Origin of the sequence: Carboxylicivirga sediminis, assembly GCF_018156225.1 — a bacterium.
Classification (GTDB): Bacteria; Bacteroidota; Bacteroidia; order Bacteroidales; family Marinilabiliaceae; genus Carboxylicivirga; species Carboxylicivirga sediminis.
This window is the reverse complement of sequence record NZ_JAGTAR010000002.1, coordinates 116,927-137,524: the sequence shown is the minus strand read 5'-3', so window position 1 is coordinate 137,524 and position 20,598 is coordinate 116,927. Positions and strand designations below refer to the sequence as shown.

Below are 20,598 nucleotides of genomic sequence, written 5' to 3'. Positions count from 1 at the left end.
ATTGCAAAGCTTGTACCTCAAATATATTAAAGAACTGTGCCCAATGCGTAGATTGTTGTTGATTATATCCATTTCTTTTGTTTCACTGGTTCAAATTGTTGCGCAAATTAATGTACCTCAACCAGTGACTCTAAAAAGAGCGCAGATTCCTTACAGCGATATGGATTCCTGGTGGTCCAGACATGTTACAGAATCAAGATTGATAGGCGGAAGTGAAGTCATCTATTTCGAACCGGGACCTGATGATGCGCGTTTTCAAAAAATAGAAGGCACCATTGAACACCTTACCCCCTGGGCTACTTCAAATGTAAAGGCAGAGGTGGGAGTGAGGGCTGCCAATCAATCAGTTTTTCGCGAGAAGCGAGGAGATGGTTATTGTGCCCGGCTGGAGACTAATCTCAAGAAAGTAGTTGTACTAGGCATCGTCAACGTGAAGGCCATTGCCTCAGGAAGTATCTTTACGGGCAGCATGGTTGATCCCATAATTGAACCGAATAATCCCCGCCATAACACCCTGATGGGTATACCTTTTAATGAGGCTCCTTCGGCTTTGTCATTTGATTATAAATTGATTGCCGGGCAGCAGCGTTTGCAGGCCACTGGTGGATTCTCCGTAAAAAAAATAGCTGGAGCCGATAAATCAGAAGTATATATGCTTTTACAAAGCAGAAAGGAAAATCCGGATGGTAGCCTGACGGTTAAGCGCGTAGGTACAGCCTGGCAACGATTTGAACAATCGAAGATGCAATGGATTAATAATTATCAAATACCGGTAGTTTATGGTGATGCCAGTCAGCAACCAGGATTTAAGCCCTACATGAATCTGATCTCGGATGCTGATCCCTATTATGCCATCAATAGCAAAGGACAAAAAGTGGGCTATGTTGAGAGTGGGTGGAGTAATAACGCCGATGACATTACGCATATTATCATTGTATTTTCAGCCAGTTATGAAGGCGGTGCATATATTGGATCGCCTGAAAGTAAGTTATGGATAGATAATATTCAGCTTATTTATGATTGATTAACAATTACTTGGTCTTACTGTCATGGCAATGGTATGTTATTTGTTTTTACCTAATCACAATAACATAACATTAAATCATGCTTAAATTAGATTTCAACAAACTACCTGTAACGCCCTTATTTGGTAGTCGTTACAATAATTTCAAAGCAGTCAGTAAAGATCGTGTAATTGATAAGGACTATCGTTTAAAGTATGCTCTGAGCAAATCCATTTCTGCGCTCATGAGCTTGACTTACCCACTGGAGAACAGGCGATACAATAAGCGTGTAGCACCATTGTCTGTTGGCGACGATCCGGTATTTATATTAGGTCACTGGCGCAGCGGTACTACTTTCTTGCATAACGTACTATCCAAGGATAAACAGTTCGGGTACAACACAACATATCAGACTATCTTTAGTAATGCGATGGTTTGGGGGCAACCTTTCTTTAAGAGTATCATGCAAACCATTATGCCCGATCGCCGACCAACTGATAACCTTGAGTTAAAACCAGATCAGCCTCAGGAAGAAGAATTTGCATTTAGTAATGTAATGCCTGTCAGCTTCTATAATTTCTGGTTTTTTCCTAAACAAACCATGGAATATTGCGATAAGTATCTGTTATTTAATAGTATTACGCCAGAAGAAAAGACACAATTCAGAGAGGAGTTTATACGCCTGATAAAAACATCTCTTTACAATTCCGGAGGAAAACGGTTTTTATCAAAGAATCCGCCACATACAGGACGGGTAAAAGATTTGCTGGAAATATTTCCCAATGCCAAGTTTATCTATCTGGTGCGTAATCCTTATACGGTTTTTGAATCCACAAAAGATTATTTCAGTAATGTGATAAAACCATTGATGCTGCAGGATTTTAGTGATGAAGAGCTGGAGGAAAATATACTGAAGATTTATCAGCTGATGGCTGAAGCTTATGAACGCGATAAGCAGCTAATACCTGTTGGTAACCTGTACGAATTAAGATTTGAAGATTTTGAAAATGATGCATTTAATTTAACCAATGATATTTATAATAGGCTTAACCTGGGCGGCTTTGAGGAAGCGTCAGGGGACATCAAAGAATATATTGACAAGAAGAGAGGGCATAAAAAAAATAAGTATGCTTATGCCGCATCAACCATTGATAAAGTTAATGAGCATTGGAGGTTCGCTCTTAAGCAATGGGATTATGATGTATTGTAAGTAAAAAAATAAATAAAAACGGAGCGATGAATAAGCATATTACATTTCATAATCATAAAGTCAATCAGCGAGACAGAAACAAGATGAATGGGCATAAGAGCCTTGTTATATGGATGTCGGGGCTAAGTGGCTCAGGTAAGTCAACGTTGGCAGGCGATGTAGAACAGGCTTTATGGGAAAAGGGCATTAGAACATACATACTGGATGGCGATAATATCCGTTCAGGCTTGAATAATGACTTGGATTTTAGTGATGAGGGGCGGCAGGAGAATATTCGCCGCATAAGTGAAGTGGCTTCACTCATGTGCGATGCAGGTATGGTGGTTATTTCGGCATTTATATCGCCATTCAAATCCGATCGTGAAAAGGCCAAAGCTATTATTGGTGATGATCAATTTATAGAGGTGTTTGTCAATACGCCACTTGAAGTGTGCGAGCAGCGCGATCCCAAAGGACTATATAAGAAAGCACGAGCAGGAGTCATTCCTAATTTCACTGGTATCAGCTCAACATTTGAGGCACCTGAAAATGCGGATATTGAAGTAAGGAACCATTTGAATAGCCGCTATTCATCATGTCAACAGGTAGTTAATTTTATCGAAGACAGGATTGTAGAAAGCAAAAACTATATAGTACAGCACGGGTAGGTGTACCCGTGTTTTTTTGAATAAGGCATTAGTTATTTTTACCTGGAGTAACTGGTAACCAAAAGGAGAAGGAGGTACCATTTCCCTTTGATGATTCTATGGTAATGTCACCATCCATCAGGCGCATTAGTTTTTTGCATATGGCAAGGCCAAGTCCTGTTCCTCCATAAATGGCATCTTTCCCTTCAACTGCTTTATGAAAAGCTTCGAAAATGCGCTCTTGCTCACTGTCGTCAACACCAATGCCGCTATCGCTTATTTCGAAATGAAGATTTGAAGCATTGGCATAACATTTTAAACTGATAATACCTTCTGCTGTAAATTTGAAGGCGTTCTCAAGTATATTAAAGATGACTTCTTTTATCCTGACATCATCGATCAATAGTGTTTTTTGCATAATATCATTCTGCAAGTTCATCAACACTTGCACCTTATCAGTCTTTTTTAAATCGCAGTATGCCTCCACTTCTTTAAATAATGGTTGAAGTTGGATTTCTCTTTTATTGATGATTAACTGATCAGCTTCAATTTTCGCTAATTCCAGGATATCATCGATTAGCACCGTTAAGGAATAGCTGTTTTTATTGATCAGATTAAGATAATCTGTTTGTTCTTCATGAGAAAAGCCACCTAGAGTTAATAAATCAGAAAATCCAACAATGGCGTTTAGAGGTGTACGAATTTCATGTGACATATTGGCCAAAAAGGCCGTTTTCAAACGATCTGCTTCTTCAGCTTTTTCTTTGGCATCTATTAACTCTATGGTTCGTTCTTCAACAATGTTTTCCAGGTGGTCACGATGCTTAACCAGCTCTTCGTTTTGCACCATAATTTCTTCCTTCTTATCTTCCAATAGCATGTTTACCTTAACCAACTCTTTTGTTCGTATATCAACAGCCTGAACCAATAACTTATTGCGCCGTTTTATGGCATACAATCTGTAAAGGTGAAAGGCTGTAAAACCAATTACTAATAGGATTACAACAAGAGCCCAAAACCAAAATGTCAGGTAGTAAGGAGGAGGTAAGTGTATCTTTAATTCTGCGGTTACATCTTCAAACCATATTCCGTCAGCATTAGTACTTTGCAACTGAAAAGTATAATCTCCATATTCAAGGTTTGAATACATCACATGCGATTGCATTGATGAGGCATAAGTCCAGTTGGTATCACGCGGAAGAATTCTATAACGATATTGAATACTTTGAGGTGATGCATAATCAAATGCAGAAAAGGATATTTCAATATCTTTCTGTTGGTGGTTTAAAACTATCTGCGTTCTATTCCAAATGGGCTCAGTATCATCAATATTTGAATCGTTAATTAGTGATTGACCATTAGCCAGGATATTAGTGATCTTAAGTTTAGGTTTATAATTGCTATGAATGATGTTATCAGGATGAAAGAAGCTCATGCCATTATTGGTTCCGAAAAACATCTCTCCACTTCTCGATTTAAAATAAGCATTTACAGCAAATTCACTGGAAACCAATCCATCCGCTTCATTGTAATTGGTAAATTGATTGTCTTGCTTATCAAAGCACGAAAGGCCATTGTTAGTGCTAATCCACAAACGACCATTTTTATCTTCAAGTATTCCCCATGTAATATCGCCAGCCAGCCCTTGAGCAGTTGTGTAGGTCTCAAACTTCTGCGTCTTATTATTATAAGTGCTTATACCTCCTCCTTTGGTTGCAAACCATAGTGTTCCATCTTTTGACAAGTGGATGCAATTAACAAAGTCACTTTTCAATCCATAATTCTCTTCATCAGATATTACGAACGACTGAAATTGCTCTGTTAACCGATTGTACTTAACGATGCCATTTATAGTACCAAACCAGAAGTTACCATCCCTATCTTCAGCGATATCCCATATTCGTTGATTTAATGCATGATTGGCAATAGAATCGTTACATTTTAAGCTTTTGATGTTACCATTGTGCAACGAATCTTTATGTACAATATTAAGTCCCTGAAATCCCAACCATAAATAACCATCGTTATCCTCGTAATAAGCACTAATTAACCATCCAGCTATCCCTCTTTCCGCTATATCTTTATTTTGCAGAGTGTATTGGTGTTTGACACTCATGTCACTGTAATCGACCTTATACTTGTTTAGTTCAATGTCTCCAATGATAAGACCATCACCATCTTTACGTATCTGATAGATCTTTCGATCTGTTATGTAACCTTTGTTCTTATCCAGGCGTGTTACAACCTTTGTCTGTCTGTTGTATATATTCAGCCCTTCATCGGTAGTGCCAATCCAAAGGTAGCCTTTGGCATCTTCATAGATCGACCGTACCTTATTACTTGATAAACTGTTCGCATCATAGGGGTGATGTTGCAATACATCAAATTTCTGCTTTTCGGGTTTGAAAAAGTTGACACCTGCTGATAAGCTTGGTATCCAGAGTGTCCCGGATTCATCTTCGGTTATTTTCTCATCATGTCGGAAATCTGGGTATATGGAATGTTGATTAATTGGATCGTGTTGGTAGATCTGTATTTGTTGGCAAGTGGAATCAATAAGGCCAATAAAATTATAGCCTATGAGCCAGCAGCGGTTTTTGCTGTCAATTTTAAAATTCGTTATTCCATTAGTTGGAATTGAATATGTCTTCGAAAATTTATGGTGATGAGTATTGGTGTTATTTGCAATATCGTGCATGTAAACCCCACCATTGTGATACCCCACAAGCAGATGTCCATTATATTCAGTTACGCATCGTGGTCTGACATAATCCAATTCATTGTGTTCATCCAATGAGAAATCTATCTTTTCCAGAACGATATCATCCTGATTGCTATAATTCAAGCGATAAGCTCTTTTATCAGATACAAACCAGGTATTGCCGTCTGTAGAGGACGCAATAGTTCTGATACCTGTGATTCTGCTATTTACGTACTGTTCAATCGAACTGCTGATAATTGAATGAATATTACCCGTTTCAGTATATTTGAACGAACTAACTAAATCGCCATCTTTGGTGTACCCCCAAATCGTACCCTCGCTATCTTCAATGAGCTTATAATAATAGCGCATAACTCCATTGAGGTAATCCTGGGCAACTAAAAAGCGTCCCTTGCCACTTTTTAAATCAATTATACTTATGCCAAGGTGTGGATGCGTAATCCAAATATTTCCTGAACTATCGATAAAAAATTGTCTTATTTCGCGTTCATTTAGTATGTTATTTGTCAGCGTATCATCAGTCATGTAAGGATGAAAAGTTTGCGTGCTATGCCTGAATACATTTAAACCTTGTCGTGTAGCAATGAGCAAACTGTCACGGCTAAAAGCATAAATATCACTAATGCTATTTGAAGATATGCTTAGCTCATCGTTGCTGTTGTGCTTAAAGACCAAAGTCTCATATCCGTCAAATCGGCACAGTCCGTTTTCTGTTCCAATCCAGATAAAACCATTATCATCCTGGGTGATACATGTAGCTGCATTCGAGGGTAATCCTTCGTTGAAGGTGAGGTGATTAAAGTGTATGCTACTTTGCGACCAGCACAGGTTATTGTGCAGTTGTACCCCCAACAGAATAAATATTAGAACTACTCGAATGTACATAGGCTTGCTTTGCCTAAATATAATAATTTAGTGGTATAAATGTTTCACAATATCCTGAATAAAAGGAGTTTGTTTTTAAATGCTGATTTTGTGCCAGTAACCTACAAGGCAGATACGGCAAGCCGATTGACGCAAAGTGGTCTCTTTTATTACAAATATTTAAATGAGTCAATGCTGAAAATTAGCAGGCTACCTTTTGTTTGTCTTGCTCAATTTTTAGAAGCTGTATTTCGAAGCTTCTGATGGATTGAGCTCTTAATAGGTCAGTGCCATTTCCATTATATTGAGGACAGAACCAACGCCGCCCACAAAGAACTCCCCGTAATAGCTTGATGTGGCTACAATGGCCATGTGGGTAGGTGCTTTATCTATTTGGTTCAGGTTGTAATTGATAGAAACAGTTTCTTCACTATCTTTCGGATACTGTCCGTTAAGTACAATTTCTGCTTCTCCTATCACTACCGCTCCAACAGGTAAATGTGTTACAGGATCAAATTCGCCGGTATCATTGGCTACATGCAATACTTTGATCCAGATATGGCCAATGTCCTCATCGCCTTTACCTAGTGGGATACCATCTGCTGCTTCTTCATTGATGGCTGGAGAATATTCAAACAGGCAGCTTAACTGCTTTGGTCGTCCGGCAAAAGGCCTACCGAACTTAACGCTTTGAGCAGGATTACTGATGTTGGTTACAAAATCGCCAATAAAAATATTTCCGGCAGCAATGGGTGTTCCGGCAATGCCTCCCAAAAAGCCCATGTCAACCGTTTCGAGTCTGGCTCCCTGATAGCTTCCTGCATTATCTATTGGAATGGTATTACTATCGCTTAATGTAACAACACCTTCATTACCTGTACACCAGTAGCGCGGTGTGCTTTCAGGATAGGGATTCCACACCTTGCCAACCATATGCCATTCGGTAAACAGTTTGTTTTTTAACTCAAGAGCCGGATGAGCTCTCACCAGCCAGGTTTTGGTTTTACCCGAGCCGGCCGTCACTATCAGTTCTGTAGGAGTGCTTAAATTAATCTGGTCGTTAACCTGCCATTCACAAGTGGCACCATCACTCAAACGAATGTCACTAATGGTTAATGCTGACAAATCAGTAACATTCACGTTGATGTCAATAAAACCATTTATCTGATCCACGGTTATGTCAGCAATCTCTGTTGTACTCCCATCAACCTGTTCTGCCAGAAGCAGTGCTTCAATATCCGCATCATCCTGTCCGGGTGTTCCTTCGCCGTACTCCACCGATAAACTCCAATCTTCAACGATATCGCGGTAGCTTACTTTGATACTTACCTCAGCTGTAAAGTCTTTGATTGCTGATGGATCGGGATCATAGGTGGCGTCAGGCGGAGCCAGTTTTAAACCGGTAACGGTAATGTTATTAAGATCACTCCCATTTACAACAAAGGCCTTGGCAGTGCGTTTCTCAGCATCAATCAGTTGGTTGCCAACCTGGTTGTCAATTCTGAAGTAGCGTTCGATACTTTGTGTAGCTTTGATAGTCCAAACATAGTCCTGGTAGGTACTGATGGTATAAATTGCGCTGTCGCGCAGGTCAATATTTTCAGCTATTTCCGGGTTGATGGTAGCATCTTCGGTAATAGTATAATTCAGTACCTTAACAGCCGCAAGGTCACCTGTTTCTTCCAGCTCAATATCTACTGTTTGGCTCTTACTGTTGATGATGCTGTTACCTTTCTGGTGTTCTACCTCAAAAGAGGTAAACTCGCCGAGTATGGTCGGGTAGGGTATGTCGTTTTCAATACAGGCACTCAAGACTGTAATTAGTATGAAGAAGCAATGTTTGATAAGTTTACTGCCTGGCATAATCAATAATTTTTGTGCTTAGATATAAATTGAAACACCGAACTTAATTGAGAATAAATCAATTTTAAAATTGGCACCTGATGTGGTGAGTGAACCTGTATCAATGCGGTTAAATTCCTGATCAATGTTTCTGAAACTGATGCCAACCACATCAACTGAAACTTCCAGCGCTACATTGTTGTTAATAAATGCGCAAAGGCCTGGTACTACGCCAATTTGCAGCTCGTTAATGGTCTCATAAGTGCCATTCAGGTCGGCGCCTGTACCCGAAACAATTTTACTCTGACCAAAGCCATAGGATAGTTCGGTATCAACGTAAAGTCCAAAACGTTTGCTTTCGCCGATGGCCAGGTAGTTTCTCAGAAAGGCCGTTGAGTAAAACATATGACTCACCGATTCGTAGTCCTTCAGTGTGAGCGAGGTGTTATCATCTATCTTAATATTAAAAGACTTAATTTTGTTAAACGTTCTTTTGTACGAAAACTTACCTCCAATACCTGTATTCTCTCTGAAAGTATACATAAAATAAGGGGTCACTCGAAAGCTGTAGTTACTACCCTCCCAATTTTCGATAAAAAGGAATTTAAAATTATTCTGATCATTGGTCTGGTATGACAGCGTACCTCCGGCCATCCATTGACCTTTGGGCATAAAAACAGGGTTGGTTATGCCTCTGTCAAATTCCTGTGCCTTAGATGTGAAGGTGCTTATTAATAGCAAGAGAGTTATAATAAAGGTTCTAGTCTGCATGATTCATTTTTTCTCTAAAATACATATAATTACAGGTTTTGTCATCAGTTTGGGTGGCGATGGATATCAAATTTCGTTCCAATCTGCTTGCGTTTCTTCAGGTAGTGTATAAGAAAACTGTTTTTTAAGCGTTGGATGATAAAATTCGATATCCCGGGCATGTAACATTAGCCTGGTAGCTTTTTGGCCATAAAGTGGATCGCCAACAATGGCGGTGTTCAGGCCAAGGTGATGGGCTGCATGCACACGCAGTTGATGTGTACGCCCTGTTATAGGTTTAAAAAGAACCTTTGTAAAGCCCTCTTGTCTTTGGATGACCTTCCATTGGGTTAAAGCTTGTTTCCCATGGTTATAGCACACCATCTGACGCGGTCGATCATTCAAGTCAACCCTTAACGGCAGGTTAATTTCCCCTTCATCAGTCTTAAGCACGCCATTAAGTATCGCCACGTAGCTTTTTTTGATGGAGTGTGATAAAAATTGCTTTTGCAGGTGTTCGTGCACCTCCTTAGTCTTGGCAATCAGCATTAATCCCGAGGTAGCCATATCGAGGCGGTGAACAATGAGAGGCCCTGTGGTATCTTTAAACAATGCTTTAGCCTGAATTAGTACAGACTCATCCATCTCCTTGCCTGGCACAGAAAGAAGTCCGGCTGGTTTACTGATAATAGCCAGGTGAGGGTCTTCGTAAAGGATGGTAATTGCAGCTGCTTGATGGTTATTTGTTTTTTCAATATTCAAGCCCTGAAGCATAAATCCAAGAATAGGTTCACATTTACTTTTGCAGGCCGGATAAAAGTAGTTGTGCTTGCGCACGGCGTTCAGGGGCGATGGTCCCCACCAAAACTCAGCCATACAAATTGGATGCAGATGATTCATAAAAGCATATTGCAACAGTTTTGGGGCTGCACAATCGCCCGCTCCCGCAGGCGGTACTTTGACAGGCGTGGTTTGAAAAATTGCGGTTGCACTTTTTTGTTCACCTGTGGCATTTAAAAACACGTAGCTGTCGAATAATTGTTTTTGAACCAGGGCCGATTGTTGCTTTCTCATTTTTTTTAATCGCTCAGCTTCATCGTCAAAGGCTTTAATGGCTATAGCGATCTGTTGTTCTTCTTCGCGCAGCTTCTTTTTAAGCTTGTTGTAGTTGCTTTTTTGTCTTTGACTTTCTCTAATCAGGCCACTTAATGTTTCAGAATTGTTGGTTAAGGCCCGCTTTTTAGCCCGTTCAGTTTTAGCTTGTTTAAGTGCTTGTTTGGCATTGGTAAGTTGTTTGTCGGAGTTTCTTTGGCAATCAATCAGGCGGTCATTTAAGGCCCTTAGCTCAGGCGAATTCAAGAGCTGTTCAATCTGCCTGTTTAGTATATTCAACTGTTCCTCTTCTTTTCTGAAGAAACCATCAGGATGAGTGATGTCGAATACCTGGGGGACGAAATGCTTTTCACTGGCATTATTTTGTTCATTGCCAGAGTAGGCTGCCAGGTAACCAATTTGGCCTGCCGTATTTTTTACCAACAGGATTCCATACATTTTACCTTTAGCCATCTTTTGTGGATTGGGTAAATAGTGTTCAAGGTGTTCTTTGGCTGACAAACACAGCGGGTGAACACTGTAATCGAAAGGATTAGTGAATGCCTGTGGCATGTGAACGCCAGTTGTGTCTTTTAGCCGAATAAAGTGATCCATACTGCTAGGCCTGTTTGCTCCTTTAAATAGCTGGCAAAGTAATTAAAAATATTGATGGCTGACAATCGTCGTTAACGGCTTAAGGTACTGGAAATTTGTTGGTAAAAGGAAGAGGATGTTTTGTTCAATGCTTTTGATGCTAAAATAATGTCCATCTTAATGTTAGCTAACTCTTTACTATCAGAGAAAATGTGTTATTTTTGATTGCTTATCGAAATAACCATGCTTAACAAACGACTATTATTCCTGGCCTTAGTATTGTTTTCTGCTGTTTTTAATGCCATTGGTGAAGGTGATGAATCAGATAGAGAACAATGGATTAAGCGTATCAATGTGCTTACCCGGGAAGTGGGTAATAATATTGATAGTATACAGGAATTGGCCAATCAGCATTTTGTCAACTGTCCCTTAGGTGAAGATGAAGCAGCTGCCTATTACCAGTCTTTTATGGCCGAGGTGTATTATTATATGCAGGATTTGGATAATTCGCTAAAGGCTTATCAGGCATCCTTGAGGTACTTTGGAAATATCAATGATTCGTCGCGTTTTGCAGTGTTATACAATAATATCGGGCTTATTCACTATCTACGCGCCAATTATGATAGTGCTTTGGAGGCCTATTCGCATTCACTGGAGCATGAAAAGTATGATGGCAATAAGGAGGGGATAGCACAATCGTATCAAAATCTGGGTATTATATATGGGAAGTGGGAACGTTACGATCAGGTATACGAATATTACAATAATGCTTTGCTTATATACGATGAACTGGGCAATCATTCAGCGGCTGCTGATGTCAATAATAATATAGCCGTGATTGCCTTACGAATGCAGGATAGTGAAAAAGCTTTTCATCATTATAAAAAAGCCTATGATGCATTTAGTGCTATTGGCGATGAGCAAAAAATGGCGACTGTGGCCACCAACCTGGGGCGACTTTTTGGTACAGACAAGCAATATAACAGGGCGCAGGAGTATTTTGACGCGGCTTTAAAAGTGTTTACCAATTTGGATGATAAAATAGGTTTGGTACACACCTACAGTATGCTTGGCGAAATGTATCTTGAGAGAGGAATGGTGAATGAAGCCATTGAATCTTATGAACAAGCTAACTTTTTTAACCGCAAAGTAGGATTGAGGGAAGTGCAGCTTGACAATCTGAATGAATTATATCAGGTATACAGGCAGTTGGGTAAGTATGAGTTGGCTAACAATGTCTTGGAACAATCTTATGCCCTGAAAGACTCCATATACAACCAGGAGCAGTTGGAGAAATTAATTGCGCTCGAAAAAAAGTATCATGCCGAAAAGGGGCAGAAAGAGCTGGTTATTTTGAAGGCCAAAGAAGAACGAACACGTATGTACATGTGGGGAATTTCACTGTTCTTTCTGTTACTCACGGTGATTGTTCTTATATGGGTGTATGTGCTTAAAATAAAGGAAAAGCAGCGTCGTTTGTCCATGGAACAAAAAGTGCTGCGTACACAAATGAATCCACACTTTATCTTTAATTCATTGTCGGCTTTGCAATGCATTATCATGGAAAACAATAAGGAAGATGCCATTGACTTTGTGGCAGATTTCTCGGGCTTAATGCGCCTGGTATTGCAATATGCCAAAGAGGAGCATATTACTTTAAAAAAAGAAAAGGAAATACTGGACCGTTATATGAGTTTGCAAAACAGACGTTTTGATCATCAGATAAACTATAAGATTGAGTTTGATGAGCACATTGAACTGGAGAATGTACTGGTACCACCCATGTTAACCCAGCCCTTTCTTGAAAATGCGATTGAGCATGGTCAGTTAAATGAAAAGAACAGCTACATACATGTGAATCTCCGTAGAAAAGATGATAAGCTGGAGTTCTCGGTGGAGGATAATGGTATTGGCATAAAAAGCTCGCTTGCTAAAGGCAAGAGTAAAAAACACAAGCATAAATCATTGGCAGTTAGCCTGACACACGAACGATTAAGTTTGTTAAATAATAAAGAAAACCGCAAGGATGTGACACTTAAGATAGAAGATCTATCGGCCTATGGATTAAAAGGCACACGGGTGGTATTTCAGGTGCCTTTTATGACGCTAAACTAAACTACTTTCGACCGAAATCGGCAGGTATCTCACCCCAGTTTTTGGTATCCCACTTGAGGATTTTTACCTTTATTGTATTGTTTTTTAGCCAGTCTTCAGCGCGCCTCACAAGCTCAAACAGTTCCTTTGTTTTGGGCGATTCGGCCAGTTTTGATTTGCATTGTTTTTTCATGACCCATCCAATGGCAATCTTCGAATCGGAATAAATCGGCAGATTAAGCTTGTTCTTCTGTAAATACGATATGCCATGAACCAGAGCCAGAAACTCACCAATATTATTAGTGCCCAGGTTAAACTTTTGGTGAAACAGCTGTCGGCCGTCTTTGGTATATACGCCTTGATATTCCATAACACCCGGGTTGCCGCTGCAGGCAGCATCAACGGCTATACTGTTTGAAATAATCTGGCTATGAGAAGTAACAGGTTTGCTTGTTTTGGCCTTGGAGGCAGGGACTATGTATTTGGCATAACCTCTGCTAAATGCCGTTTGAGCTTCTTCTAAAGTGGCAAAACCCTTAAACTTGGCCGCTGGATAACCTTTTATTTGTGCCTGACACTCGGTCCAGCTGTTATAAATACCAGGATTTGCTCCTACCCAAACTACGTAGTACTTGTTTTTTGCCATGAACAGATGCTATTAGCCCACAAATATAACCCGAAATATTATTCAGTCACAATATCCATTTCTTCAATCAGGTTGTGTGCTCCCGCCAATTTGTCGACTACCAGCAGTACATACCTGATGTCAACACAAATACATTTTTGCAGACGTGACTCATAAGCCAGGTCACTTGTCATGGCCTCCCAGTTGCCATCAAAGGCAACACCAATGAGCTGTCCTTTCCCGTTTAATACCGGACTGCCACTATTGCCACCTGTAATATCATTGCTGGTTAAAAAGCAAACAGGCATTTGTCCATCGGCCAACTGATAAGGACCATAGTCTTTATTTTTAAAGATGATCTTTAGTTGCTCTGGTACCTGAAAATCTGCCAGCTCCTGGTTTTCTTTCTCGATAATGCCACTCAGTGTGGTCAGGTATTTAAACTTTACACCATCCTTGGGTTCATAATCGCCAACGGAGCCGTAAGAGAGCCGCATAGTGCTGTTGGCATCCGGATAGAAAGTTTTCCCTTTATCCTGCTCCATATATCCCTTAATCAGCTGGCGTTGCGAGTCATCAAACTGAAGGAGTAATTTATCATGGATATCCATCATCTGGTAGAGGTAGGAAAGTACCTGGTATGAGAATACAATGGCAGGATCCGCAAAAAGCGCTTCCTCATCAGGATTACTGAACAGCGCCATCACCTCGTCAGCACTGGTAAAGGCTGTTTGCTTGTATAGCGATTTGACAAAGCCGGAGAGATCATCCACATATTTCTTACCAACCAGCTCTTCTACAGGCGGTCTCAGGTTTTCAGGCACTTCTTCCAGATAAAATTGCAACATGGCCTCAAACACTTGTTGGTCTAGTGCTGCGTCGTAATCCTTATAGAGTGATTGAATTGTGTTAGTCAACTCATCCTTAACCGATGTCAAAGAAGCAGCTTCATCTGTTTCCATTAACTCCATAAATAAAGAGCTCGTTTCCAGCGCAAAATTCACTAACTCTGCTCCCTGAAGCATGGTTTCATCGGTAATGGTCTCCGCCAGAGTTAGTTTATTGCCCAGCATGTAGGAGGCCTCTATAATTGATAAAGTCTTGCCATATTGGTTCAACAGTACAGAATCCTTTTGAATCCAGTTATTAAAAGAGGCTTCTGTTTGCTCGCGTTGCTCAATAACCGACAGCTTCTCGAGAGCCTGGTTTTGGCCAATGGCGTATTTCCAGTAATTGCTCGATTCGGAATATTTAGCGGCATATTTAATGTTTATGATTGGTGAAGATTCCATGGCATCAGCCCATATGGTCTGCTTGATGCCTCTCACTTCTGCTACAACAGGATTTATTACATCTTGAATTTCCTGAACGCCGTGCGAGGTCAGGTAGCGCTGTGTGTAACCCGGATATCCCATGGTCATGGTAAAGTCACCTTTATTATAGCCCTGCGAATTTATTTTAAAATGCATTTTAGGCGTAAATGGGATATTTTCAGGCGAATATTCAGCTGGTGAACCATCCGGTGCACAATACACCCTGAAAAAACTGAAGTCGCCTGTGTGGCGGGGCCACATCCAGTTGTCGGTATCGCCCCCAAACTTACCAATAGACGATGGAGGTGTGCCAACCAATCTCACATCAGCATAGGTTTCGGTCAAAAATAAGATATAGGTATTGCCGTAGAAAAACGATTTTACGGTGGCTTCCAGCTTACTTTTTTCAAAGGCTTCTACTTCAACTATTTCACATATACTGTCAATGACATGCTGGCGTTCAGCTCCCATTAAATTCTGTGCTGCCTCATGGATGCGCTGAGTAACATCATGTGCTTCAATTAAAAGTGTAGCTGTTTTTCCGGGATTCGGTAATTCCTGCTCCAGCGTTTTGGCCCAAAAACCATCTTCAAGGTAGTTATGCTCCAGTGTACTGTGCTGTTGGATTTCATTGTAGCCACAATGGTGATTGGTAATTAACAAGCCTTTGTTGCTGATAAACTCTCCAGTACAGGCGCCATCGTCGAGCGAAACAACTGCATCTTTGAGTGATGGTGCCGAGTGGCTGTAAATACTTTCAAAAGGTATCTCAAGACCTTTTTGTTGCATCATTTCAATTTGTTGATCACTTATCAGGAAGGGGAGCCACATGCCTTCATCTGCTTTAATAGCAGGCGATAGCATTAGTGTAATTAGAAGGACAAAAATATTTCGCATTGATATAGTTAGCTTTTAATCGGGAGGCACGAAACTACAAGATAATAAGTGGGATTACTATTATTTAAATGTGTTTTTAAACAATTTTAACAAAAAAAAAGCTGCCGGAATATTCCGGCAGCCCTTTCTATATCTTATCTGCAGCAGACTACTTAACCAATGTCATTTCATCAATCAGGTTAGTAGCACCGGCATATTTGTCGATGATGAACAGCACATAGCGGATGTCCACATTGATACATTTCTGTAATTCAGTTTCAAAAGCAATGTCACCACTCATAGCCTCCCAGTTGCCGTCAAAAGCCAGTCCAAACAGGTGACCTTCGGCGTTGATAACTGGACTACCACTGTTACCACCGGTAATATCATTGTTTGATGTGAAACAAACAGGCATGTAACCGGCAGCATCGGCATACTGGCCATAGTCTTTGTTTTTCCAAAGCTCTTTTAATTTAGCAGGCACTTCAAACTCGAAGTTATCAGGATCTTCTTTTTCCATGATACCTTCAATGGTTGTAAAATGCTTGTAAATCACCCCATCCTTAGGTTCGTAGTCGCCTACTTTACCATAAGATAAGCGCATGGTGAAGTTGGCATCCGGATAGAATACTTTATCAGGCTGCATTTCCATCAAACCGGCAATGAACAGACGATTGTTTTTGTCAATAGCAATGGCACTTTCTTTCTCCATGCCTTTAATCTCGCGGTATTTGTTCAGTGATGACATACCAGCTATATAGGCAAGGTCTTTTTGTAGCACTTTCAATGAAGGCTTCTCCAGGAAAGCATTGAAGCGTGCCTCGTCCATGAAAACAGACTTGCTGTAAACATTGTCGGCAAATTTCTGGAAGTCACCCTTGAACTTTTTGTTGACATCAGCATAGAACGAAGGATGGTATTGTGCATCAATATCATCATTGTAAAGCTTTAACAAAGCAGCAATTACTTTGCGGTCTGTTTCAGGATAGTAATCTTTAAAGAAACCTTCGCCGGCTTTTTTCAGACCTTCAACAGCTTTGTTGATTTTCTCCTGGTCTTCTTCTTCCAGGGCCTTTTCCAGTCCTTGAGCATTTAAAGCAAAGTAAAAAACTTCGGCACCACGCAGTTGGCATTCAAGTAAAAATGAAGTGGCTGACATAAAAGGCGCACGGGCTTCATAGGCTTTTTCCAATTCGTTAAGCACATTGCCATACTTTTCTTTGCGCTGCGCATCGGCATTTACCCAGGTAGTAAACTCATTCTCAAGTTCACGTTTGCTGCCAAGTACATTTAGTTTCTCTAAGCCGCGGTTCATACCAATACTGTTTTTCCAGTAGTTTGAGCTGCGGGCAAATTTTGAGGCGTACTGAATATTCACTTTCTCGTCGGCACGCATATCTTTTAACCAGATATCTTGCTTAATGCCACGAGGCTTAATGCGAGCATGGTTAATAATGTCCATGCGTTCTGTGATACCCCATGAAGTCAGGTAACGCTCGGTGCTCCCCGGGAAACCGATTGTCATGGCATAGTCATCCATTTCTACACCTTTTAATGAAACTGGCAGGTGATGAGCAGGCTTATATGGTTTATTATCTTTCGAATATTTAGCTGGTTTGCCATCAGGACCGCAATAAACACGGAACATGCTGAAGTCGCCTGTGTGACGAGGCCACATCCAGTTATCGGTATCAAAACCAAATTTACCAATTGATGATGGCGGTGCACCAACAAATCGTACATCCTCAAATGTTTCGTATGCAATCAGGAAAAACTGGTTGCCTTCGAAATAATCCTGTACTCTTATTTGGTACTCGTTACCTTCTTTGGCTTCCTCAACCAATTTGGCTGAAACTTCTTTGATTTTGGCGGCACGATCCGCTTCACTCATCTCATCGTTTAGCTCAGCCGTAATTTTTTCGGTTACATCGGTCATGTATTTTAAGAAAGTAACCGTTAAACCGGGAGCTGGCAGCTCTTCTTCCAGACTCTTGGCCCAGAAACCGTCTTTCAGGTAGTTGTGCTCAACCGAGCTAAGCTCCTGAATATTGCCGTATCCGCAGTGGTGGTTGGTAAGAAGCAATCCTTGATCAGAAATCATCTCACCGGTACAGCCACGCCCGAAAATAACGATGGCATCCTTTAAGCTGCTGTTGTTGATGCTGTAAACGTCTTCAGCCGAAAGCTGAAAGCCCATTTCCTGCATCTTTTCAATGTTTAGTTTATTAATAAGTGGCAAAAGCCACATCCCCTCATCTGCCTTGGCAAACTGCACAAAACCCAGGCAGCTGATAAGCAATAATGCTGCAATCTTTCTCATAAATGTTGTCCTTTAAAATTTTGAAGTTGCTTACAAATTTTAATTGTTATTATTGATTGTAAATGGGACAGTTATCAACAATCAAAGCTCGCTCAACTTTCAAACTCTGTTAATTTATTATCTAATTTTGACGGTCAAAGATATAATTTTCCATTAAATCTGACAGAGTCTTATATCTGGCCATTTTTTAGCGCATTGCTATTAACAATAAACCCCATAATTCTGTTTTTGTTGAAAATTAGATGGAAGTTATTAAACTTAGGATGAATAGCTTATTTATGATGATTAATAACACTTTTTTTAATGTTAAAGTAATATTTAGCTTATTTGTTTTACCATATAAAATCATATTTTCGTCCCCCAGTTTATATTAACTTAATTAATTAGACATGAAAAAAATTTTAATGATTGTAGCCGTTATGGCATTTGTGGCTTCTGCTTCAGCTCAGTTTAAGTTTGGTGGTGGTGTTACAATGGGTACCAAAATGGGAATGAATGATAGCTTCGAAGATAAAGCTGGTTTTGGTATTAATGTGCGTGGTGTATTTGATATAAGCGAAAAGTTCAAGGTTTCTCCTGGTATTACTTATTTCTTCCCCGGTGCACCAGATGGTTATGATTTAAAAGCATGGCAGTTAAATGCCGATGCCCAGTATCATTTCTATTCAAATGAATCTGTTTCAATTTATGGTTTAGGAGGTTTGAACTATAGCCATACCAAAGTAAAAGTTGATGTTGGTGACTTTTTTGAGGATGTTTTGGGTGAAGATTTAGGTTCAATGTTTGGTGCTGCAGGTAGTGCTGAAGACTCAGAGGGTAAGATAGGTATCGATTTGGGTGCAGGTATCAACTTTGGTAAATTCTACGGAGAAGTAAAGTATGATACTGCATTTGAGCAGGTAGCTCTTAGTGTAGGCATATTATTTGGTGGAAACTAATAGTTGTTCACTATATATAAAATTAGTAACCGGCCTTGTGCCGGTTTTTTTGTGCCTATTGTTTATTAATATAATATCATTAGATTTATAAGTACTTAATTGCAAATCTAGCACTAGACAAAATGAAAAAAATCTTATTGATTGTATTAATGATGGCTGGGGTAGCCATTAATTTATCAGCACAAACCGAAAAAGGTAAAGTGTTTATTATGGGTTCATCTGATCTTAGCCTCACTTCTACAACAATGACTTTGGAGTATGATGGTGAAGAAATCGGAGATGCAGATCTTTCATCGTTTAATTTTACACCTACCATCGGGTATTTTGTTGCAGATGGATTGGCTATGGGTTTATCTTTCAATATTGAGAATAGTAAACAGGATGATATCACCAGTAACTCTTTGTTAGTTGGCCCAATGGCACGCTATTATATTGGTAGCTCAAATGTGAAGCCATTTGTTCAGGCAGGATACTACTTCGGTTCACAAACTGAAGAAAATGATGTGGATGAAAGTAAAGCAAAAGCTACAGCCTGGGATATAGGCGGTGGAGCTGCAGCCTTTATTAATGAATTTGCATCAATCGATTTTAGTCTTGGTTATGGAGGAGGTACAGTTACCAGTAAAGAGGATGAAAAGATGAAATTGAAAGTTAAAGGGCTGGCTGTTAACGTAGGATTCTCGTTGTATTTCTAGTTAAAGTAGTTTATTGATACATATTTATGGGCAATATCTGGCCTTTTTTTATAGATATATCTAACCGATGACAGAGGTGAATAGAATCTTAGTATTTGTGATGATTGTAATGTTGCTTTCGGCATGTTACAAATCTGATAATAAGTTTGAACATGGTAATTTTGTTTATCCTGCAACGCTTGGGGAATGGAAAAAAATCGAAATCCCAGGGCGCGATGTAATTCAAGCTGTATACGGAAGTATTGATGATACCTTGGTTGCAATGACCTGTTATGATTTATATTATTCGGTGGATAAGGGGAAAAGTTGGAAACACACTTTTAAAACTAATCATGGCCTTTCATCTTTTCATTTCCAAAACGATACTATAATGGCGTATGAGGGCTACATAGGACAGAATATTGAGGGTGAATCAGGTATTGAATTTCAACAAGCTGGATTATCTCCGCTTGTGTATTCAATTGATTATGGTCAACGCTGGAATTTAGGGATGCCTGCTCAGTATCACGAAGTTCATCCTCTGATTGGAAATGTTTATGATGCTAAAAGAAAGGTTAATTATCGAGTTAAAGATGTTTTAAACGGATCAGAAAACTTTGCCGAAATAGAATATCAGGTAATACAGAAAATATGTGATGATGAGTTTACTCAAGTTGCGTTCCCTTTAAAGTGCTACATAGAGAACTTATACATAGATAAAGAAGATAGGCTGTATGTCTGTTTAGGACATTATTGGAAGTTCTATAAAGAGATAAGTGATGGTAAAATTAGTATTGAACGACCAGGAGTTATCTATTATATTGACATAAAGAAATTGCAATAAAGGAATAACTGTTAATACAAGCTTCTTACTTTATTTTGGGAATTATAGTTTTAATCTAAAGAAATGCCGGCTTAGTGCCGGTTTTTTTATGCCCATAGCAGACTATGCTATTAACAAAATTAACTTGGGTGTATCGGTCAAAATAGGACTAATTAGCAAACGGTTAGTGTGTAAAAGTCAAGCTGTAGTTGATGAAAGGGCTGTATGAGT

14 protein-coding genes are annotated in these 20,598 nt (G+C 39.8%); 7 read left to right on the top strand and 7 right to left on the bottom strand.

Annotated elements, in window-relative coordinates; all coding sequences use genetic code 11:
• Nucleotides 1-43 precede the first annotated feature (43 nt).
• The 3 genes from KDU71_RS02345 to cysC all read left to right on the top strand — a co-directional run bounded on the left by KDU71_RS02345 (nucleotide 44) and on the right by cysC (nucleotide 2,861).
• A complete protein-coding gene (locus KDU71_RS02345; RefSeq protein ID WP_212188289.1) occupies nucleotides 44-1,024 on the top strand; it encodes a PCMD domain-containing protein in 981 nt (326 codons plus the stop codon).
• A gap of 80 nt (nucleotides 1,025-1,104) precedes the next feature.
• The gene (locus tag KDU71_RS02340) at nucleotides 1,105-2,214 is read left to right on the top strand and encodes a sulfotransferase family protein (protein WP_212188288.1); all 1,110 of its coding nucleotides are present in this window, start codon (nucleotides 1,105-1,107) and stop codon (nucleotides 2,212-2,214) included.
• Nucleotides 2,215-2,240: 26 nt separating this feature from the next.
• Nucleotides 2,241-2,861 carry an adenylyl-sulfate kinase gene (cysC, locus tag KDU71_RS02335; RefSeq protein ID WP_212188287.1) on the top strand — a complete coding sequence of 207 codons (621 nt, stop codon included), beginning with the start codon at nucleotides 2,241-2,243 and terminating at the stop codon, nucleotides 2,859-2,861.
• A gap of 28 nt (nucleotides 2,862-2,889) precedes the next feature.
• Here the strand turns inward: cysC and KDU71_RS02330 are convergent, their stop codons facing one another.
• The 4 genes from KDU71_RS02330 to KDU71_RS02315 all read right to left on the bottom strand — a co-directional run bounded on the left by KDU71_RS02330 (nucleotide 2,890) and on the right by KDU71_RS02315 (nucleotide 10,725).
• Nucleotides 2,890-6,447 carry a ligand-binding sensor domain-containing protein gene (locus tag KDU71_RS02330; protein WP_212188286.1) on the bottom strand — a complete coding sequence of 1,186 codons (3,558 nt, stop codon included), beginning with the start codon at nucleotides 6,445-6,447 and terminating at the stop codon, nucleotides 2,890-2,892.
• Between the two features lie 255 nt (nucleotides 6,448-6,702).
• The gene (locus tag KDU71_RS02325; protein WP_212188285.1) at nucleotides 6,703-8,289 is read right to left on the bottom strand and encodes a PCMD domain-containing protein; all 1,587 of its coding nucleotides are present in this window, start codon (nucleotides 8,287-8,289) and stop codon (nucleotides 6,703-6,705) included.
• A gap of 18 nt (nucleotides 8,290-8,307) precedes the next feature.
• The gene (locus KDU71_RS02320; protein ID WP_212188284.1) at nucleotides 8,308-9,039 is read right to left on the bottom strand and encodes a hypothetical protein; all 732 of its coding nucleotides are present in this window, start codon (nucleotides 9,037-9,039) and stop codon (nucleotides 8,308-8,310) included.
• A gap of 66 nt (nucleotides 9,040-9,105) precedes the next feature.
• Nucleotides 9,106-10,725 carry an RluA family pseudouridine synthase gene (locus tag KDU71_RS02315; protein ID WP_212188283.1) on the bottom strand — a complete coding sequence of 540 codons (1,620 nt, stop codon included), beginning with the start codon at nucleotides 10,723-10,725 and terminating at the stop codon, nucleotides 9,106-9,108.
• A 222-nt stretch (nucleotides 10,726-10,947) separates the two neighbouring features.
• On the opposite strand from KDU71_RS02315, the gene KDU71_RS02310 reads away from it, so the two are divergent.
• The gene (locus tag KDU71_RS02310) at nucleotides 10,948-12,819 is read left to right on the top strand and encodes a tetratricopeptide repeat-containing sensor histidine kinase (protein ID WP_212188282.1); all 1,872 of its coding nucleotides are present in this window, start codon (nucleotides 10,948-10,950) and stop codon (nucleotides 12,817-12,819) included.
• A 1-nt stretch (nucleotide 12,820) separates the two neighbouring features.
• Here the strand turns inward: KDU71_RS02310 and KDU71_RS02305 are convergent, their stop codons facing one another.
• The 3 genes from KDU71_RS02305 to KDU71_RS02295 form a co-directional block, all read right to left on the bottom strand.
• On the bottom strand, nucleotides 12,821-13,444 hold the full coding sequence (locus KDU71_RS02305) for a ribonuclease H1 domain-containing protein (RefSeq protein WP_212188281.1): 624 nt from the start codon (nucleotides 13,442-13,444) through the stop codon (nucleotides 12,821-12,823).
• Nucleotides 13,445-13,482: 38 nt separating this feature from the next.
• Nucleotides 13,483-15,633 (bottom strand): S46 family peptidase, encoded by a 2,151-nt coding sequence (locus tag KDU71_RS02300; protein WP_212188280.1) that lies wholly within the window; start codon nucleotides 15,631-15,633, stop codon nucleotides 13,483-13,485.
• Nucleotides 15,634-15,781: 148 nt separating this feature from the next.
• Nucleotides 15,782-17,932, bottom strand: coding sequence for a S46 family peptidase (locus KDU71_RS02295; RefSeq protein WP_212188279.1), 2,151 nt, complete (start codon nucleotides 17,930-17,932; stop codon nucleotides 15,782-15,784).
• 389 nt (nucleotides 17,933-18,321) lie between these two features.
• Here KDU71_RS02295 and KDU71_RS02290 point away from each other — a divergent pair, with 389 nt between their 5' ends.
• The 3 genes from KDU71_RS02290 to KDU71_RS02280 all read left to right on the top strand — a co-directional run bounded on the left by KDU71_RS02290 (nucleotide 18,322) and on the right by KDU71_RS02280 (nucleotide 20,388).
• On the top strand, nucleotides 18,322-18,870 hold the full coding sequence (locus tag KDU71_RS02290) for an outer membrane beta-barrel protein (RefSeq protein ID WP_212188278.1): 549 nt from the start codon (nucleotides 18,322-18,324) through the stop codon (nucleotides 18,868-18,870).
• Between the two features lie 122 nt (nucleotides 18,871-18,992).
• Entirely contained in the window at nucleotides 18,993-19,565 is a 573-nt protein-coding gene (locus KDU71_RS02285) for an outer membrane beta-barrel protein (protein WP_212188277.1), read from the top strand.
• Between the two features lie 67 nt (nucleotides 19,566-19,632).
• The gene (locus KDU71_RS02280) at nucleotides 19,633-20,388 is read left to right on the top strand and encodes a hypothetical protein (protein ID WP_212188276.1); all 756 of its coding nucleotides are present in this window, start codon (nucleotides 19,633-19,635) and stop codon (nucleotides 20,386-20,388) included.
• The last annotated feature ends 210 nt before the right edge of the window (nucleotides 20,389-20,598 follow it).

Excerpts from the sequence above, each read along its gene's own strand:
- KDU71_RS02345 (WP_212188289.1), top strand. The coding sequence starts at position 44 with ATGCGTAGATTGTTGTTGATTATATCCATTTCTTTTGTTTCACTGGTT.
- KDU71_RS02320 (WP_212188284.1), bottom strand. The coding sequence starts at position 9,039 with ATGCAGACTAGAACCTTTATTATAACTCTCTTGCTATTAATAAGCACC.
- KDU71_RS02310 (WP_212188282.1), top strand. The coding sequence starts at position 10,948 with ATGCTTAACAAACGACTATTATTCCTGGCCTTAGTATTGTTTTCTGCT.
- KDU71_RS02315 (WP_212188283.1), bottom strand. The coding sequence starts at position 10,725 with ATGGATCACTTTATTCGGCTAAAAGACACAACTGGCGTTCACATGCCA.
- KDU71_RS02300 (WP_212188280.1), bottom strand. The coding sequence starts at position 15,633 with ATGCGAAATATTTTTGTCCTTCTAATTACACTAATGCTATCGCCTGCT.
- cysC (WP_212188287.1), top strand. The coding sequence starts at position 2,241 with ATGAATAAGCATATTACATTTCATAATCATAAAGTCAATCAGCGAGAC.
- KDU71_RS02285 (WP_212188277.1), top strand. The coding sequence starts at position 18,993 with ATGAAAAAAATCTTATTGATTGTATTAATGATGGCTGGGGTAGCCATT.
- KDU71_RS02295 (WP_212188279.1), bottom strand. The coding sequence starts at position 17,932 with ATGAGAAAGATTGCAGCATTATTGCTTATCAGCTGCCTGGGTTTTGTG.
- KDU71_RS02305 (WP_212188281.1), bottom strand. The coding sequence starts at position 13,444 with ATGGCAAAAAACAAGTACTACGTAGTTTGGGTAGGAGCAAATCCTGGT.
- KDU71_RS02280 (WP_212188276.1), top strand. The coding sequence starts at position 19,633 with ATGACAGAGGTGAATAGAATCTTAGTATTTGTGATGATTGTAATGTTG.
- KDU71_RS02340 (WP_212188288.1), top strand. The coding sequence starts at position 1,105 with ATGCTTAAATTAGATTTCAACAAACTACCTGTAACGCCCTTATTTGGT.
- KDU71_RS02330 (WP_212188286.1), bottom strand. The coding sequence starts at position 6,447 with ATGTACATTCGAGTAGTTCTAATATTTATTCTGTTGGGGGTACAACTG.
- KDU71_RS02290 (WP_212188278.1), top strand. The coding sequence starts at position 18,322 with ATGAAAAAAATTTTAATGATTGTAGCCGTTATGGCATTTGTGGCTTCT.
- KDU71_RS02325 (WP_212188285.1), bottom strand. The coding sequence starts at position 8,289 with ATGCCAGGCAGTAAACTTATCAAACATTGCTTCTTCATACTAATTACA.